Origin of the sequence: Geothrix alkalitolerans (genome assembly GCF_022808885.1) — a bacterium.
GTDB lineage: Bacteria > Acidobacteriota > Holophagae > Holophagales > Holophagaceae > Geothrix > Geothrix alkalitolerans.
On sequence record NZ_JAKZLE010000001.1, the window covers coordinates 1 to 4,117 of the forward strand.

Below are 4,117 nucleotides of genomic sequence, written 5' to 3' on the forward strand. Positions count from 1 at the left end.
GCCGCCTGCGGCGGGCCCATGCGGGAAGCATCCGGGGTGCAATCAGCGCCATCGGCGAAATCGGTGGCTAAAAATCCTTTCGCCGAGAGCTGCCGAACGATGCGGCCGCGCGCGGACGCTCTCCTGAAGGCTTCCTCGACGTGCGTGGTTCGGTGGCTGCCGAGGTGTGTCAGCGCCCCGGCCAGGTCCAGCCCAGATCGATGAACCAACGGAAGCCGGTGCGTGCGTCGCCCTTCACGTTGAGGTAGGCGCTCTGGCGCTGGGCGCTGACCCCGGCCTGGACGCGCAGCACCGGGTCCGGCCGCCACGCCACGACCTGCTGGAGGCCCAGGAACCGATTGCGCACCGGGGTGGCGCCGGGGTGGTCCAGGAGCCAGTCGGCCAGGCCGTCCTGATAAGGCTGGTCCGTTCCGTAGAAGGACTCCCGGAAGGGGCGGTCGCCCCAAAGCAGCCAGGTCCTCGTCGTCCATTCGGGCGTCCAGTCGACCTCGGCGCGCAGGGTGACCGTTCGCGCCTCGCCGGCGGTGGCATTGCCCAGGGGATCGCCCTCCAGGTAGAAGCCGGAGAGATAGGTGCCGTGCTCGAAGCTGCGGTGATTGCTCATGCCTGGATTGTCTGGATTCAACATGGTGTTGGCGGTATCGAGATATTCCATACCAATCCGAGTCTTGCCCCAGTTGATCAGGAGCCCCACCGCATCGTTGGGAACCGCCGGGGTGGGGAGGACATAGCGGGAACGCTGGTTCCAGGGCCTGAGCGGCGCCTGGGTCAGGCTGATCCAGTCGTTCTGGAGATCTTTGCGGAAGGCCGTGCCCGGCCGATGGACCAGCCATTGGGTCCGGGTGTTCACGGCCTTGGCGCCGCGGGATACGTAGAAGCGGACGTCCTCGGCGCCGAGCAGGCGCTCGAGGATACTCAGGCGGACCCGCACGCCGACATCGGAGGTGGAGGCGCTCTTGACGCGGCCCGCGCTCAGGAATGAGGAGGAGCCGTCGAGGCCGATCCCCCCCTCGGCATAGGAGTCCTTCAATCCAAAAAACGAGGCGATCCAATGGCGGGTCTGGTACCCCTCGGTGAGGGACCTCCCCTGGACGCTGCCGCCGAACAGGTTGATGTAGTTGATGTACAGCTCGGTGCTCTCGCCCAGCTGGGACTCCAGCCGGAGGCCGGAGAGGAAGGGCCGCTGCGGGTCTCCCGCGTCGGCGATGGCTCTCCGCCGGTACGAGGGATCCTGGCTGTTTTCCCCGATCACCTTGTGGCCTTCCACCTGGCCCAGGAAGATCTGCCCCTTCCAGGTGCCGAGCGGCACGCCGAACACGCGGATGTCCGCGAACGGGCTTTCCACCCGGAACCTGGGGAAGGGCCGCGCGGCCTCGCCCAGGACGTAGCCGCCGTTGAGCCCGTAGCCCCACACGAGGGGCTCCTGCTCAAGCGCAGTGCGCCATCCGCCTGCGGAGGCGTAGGCGATGTGGAAGCGCTGGACGATGATCCGGGACTGACCCTCGGCATCCCGCCAGGCGTTGATCTGCCCCGCCAGGTCCCAGCGGGCGCCGCGCCAGCCGGTCTCCAGGTGTGTGCCCTGGCCGGTGAGGGCGTTTCCGAGGCCGAGGCTGTCCACGAAGGTGGCCGGTGCGCTGTGCTTGTCCCCGGCCCAGACGCCTCCCCCATACCAGACGCCCTGCCTGCCGGCGCCCAGGGGTTCCTGGCGGAACCAGCCGGGAGGCATCTGGGCGGCCACGGGCAGGCCGGCCAGAAGGCAGGACAGGTTCAGCGCCAGTCGATCGTATCTCACTCGGGAATCCATGGTTGGTGGCGCCCGGGAAGTCGAAGGCCTGGCCGCCCGCAGGCGGAGTTCCGGCTCCGCATCCGCCAGTCTATACGGGATTTCTGGGTCATCAGACATGGAAGATCGAGGTGGGGCGATGTGGAAGGGGCGCTCGCCAGCCCTGGGTTCTGAAAGCCAAAGGATTTTTTTCGCCACCGATTTCAGTGATTTCAGTGATGAAAAAAGATTCTCTGCCCCAGCGCAGCATGGGCTCCATGGGGGGCGCCAGGGCCGCGATCTTTTTGGGGCTCGCGGCCCTGGCGCCCCCCATGACTTCCGGCCACGCCGGAAGCGGCCTCTGGCCGGCCCATGCGGAACCCATCCGAGCCCCAATCAGCGCCATCAGCGAAATCGGTGGCTAAAAGTTTTTTTGATTGGGTCCCAGGAACGGCTCGGGCTGGGCTCAGGCGGTGGCGCTGTCCTGGCCGGGCAGCTGCACGTCCATCACCACGGAGTGCCGCGGGGTGTCCGGGCGCTCGATCCACTGCACGCGGGCGCCAAGGAGGCGAGCCAGCTGCAGCAAGCCTTCGCGGGCCTCCTGGTGGAGGGCGCCGGACAGATCCGGATGCAGGATCAGGCGCACGTCCGCGCCGCGCAGGCGCTCGCCCAGACGCACCAGCTCGCGGTAGGCCTTGAGCAGCGACGTCTCGGGGCTCTGGTGGCGGCCGGTGCCATTGCAGGCAGGGCAGGGCTGGGTGAGCTGGCGTTCCAGGGAGGGGCCCGTGCGCTTGCGTGTGAGCTCCACCAGTCCGAATTCGGAGATGCCGCCGGCCCGGGCGTGGTTGCGGTCGCGCTTCAGCTCCTCCTGGAGCCGCGCCAGCACCTCGTCGCGGTGGGCCGGGTCCACCATGTCAATGAAGTCGATGACCACGATGCCGCCCAGGTTGCGCAGGCGCAGCTGGCGCACGATCTCGGGGATGGCCTCCAGGTTGGTGAGGTAGACCGTCTCCTCCAGATCCTTCTTCCCCACGAACTTGCCCGTGTTCACATCCACGCTGACCAGGGCCTCCGTCTGGTTCAGCACGATGGAGCCGCCATGCTTGAGGAAGACCTTGGGCTGTCGCGCCGCCTCGATCTCCGACTCGATGCCGAAGGCCTCGAAGATGGGCAGGTCCGAGGTGAAGTGCTTGACCCGGTTGGCCCACTCGGGGTGCAGCTTCTCCACGAAGGTCAGCACCTCGCGATGGGCCTCGGGGTCGTCCACCCAGAAGCTGGCCACTTCTTCGCGGAAGATGTCGCGCAGCACCTTCTGCAGCAGGCGCAGGTCGTGCCAGACCAGGCCCGGGGCGGGCACGGTCTCGGCCTTGGCCTGGATCTCCGCCCACATCTGGCGCAGGAACGCCACGTCGCCCACCAGGTCCTCGTCCTTCTCGCCGATGGCGGCCGTGCGTACGATGAAGCCCTCGCCAGGCTGGGCGTGGCTGCGGATCAGCTCGCGGAGCCGCTCGCGCTCCTCGGGATCCGTGATCTTGCGGGAGATGCCGATGTGATCGATGCCCGGCATGAACACCAGGAAGCGGCCGGGGAAGCTCAGGTGGCGGGAAAGCCGGGGCCCCTTGGAGCCGATGGGATCCTTCACCACCTGGACGAGCGTCTCCTCGCCCTCCTTGACGGGGGGCAGGGGTGGCGGCGGTGGGGGCAGGTCCTCGGCGGCCTCCTCGCCATCCTCCTCGGCGGACAGGTCAGCGCCCAGGCGCTGGGCCATGGGGTCATCCAGGTACAGGAAGCCGTCCTTGGCCCCGCCAATGCCCACGAAGGCGCTCTGCATGCCGGGGAGCAGCTTGGCCACGCGGCCCTTGTACACATCCCCCACCTGGCTCTTGTTCATCGTCCGCTCGAGGAACAGCTCGCAGAGCTGGCCGTTCTCAAGCAGGGCGATGCGCGTCTCCAGGGGGGTCGAATTGACCACCAGGGACTTGCGGACTTCCATGGAACCAACCTTTCAGAACCGTGCAGGAGGTCGCCATGCCCTCGCCGCGGGCCCCAGGGCCGTGCCAGGCCGAAGGGTAGGTCATTTCTACCATGACCCTAGGATGCCGCGCCAACCGTCGAAGGTTCCGGAGTTGGTGTTTATTCCTTGAAGAGGGAAAAGCTGGGACAGGATTTACAGGATTAAAAGATGGATTGACAGGGTTTGAAAATAATTTGCCACAGATTCCGCTGATTTCAGTGATTTGAAAGCAATACTCGCCCTCAGCGCAGCATGGGCTCCATGGGGGGGGGGCGGGGGGGGGCGGGGGGGGGGGGGGGGGGGGGCGGGCGCCCCCCCACAGGAAGCGAAAACCCGAACAG

At 67.1% G+C, this 4,117-nt stretch carries 2 protein-coding genes; both read right to left on the bottom strand.

Annotated elements, in window-relative coordinates; genetic code table 11:
- Positions 1-169: 169 nt before the first annotated feature.
- Positions 170-1,792: a capsule assembly Wzi family protein gene (locus MLJ35_RS00005; RefSeq protein WP_243381878.1), complete on the bottom strand. Its 1,623-nt coding sequence runs from the start codon at positions 1,790-1,792 to the stop codon at positions 170-172.
- Between the two features lie 436 nt (positions 1,793-2,228).
- Positions 2,229-3,755: an Rne/Rng family ribonuclease gene (locus MLJ35_RS00010; protein WP_243381882.1), complete on the bottom strand. Its 1,527-nt coding sequence runs from the start codon at positions 3,753-3,755 to the stop codon at positions 2,229-2,231.
- Between the last annotated feature and the right edge of the window lie 362 nt (positions 3,756-4,117).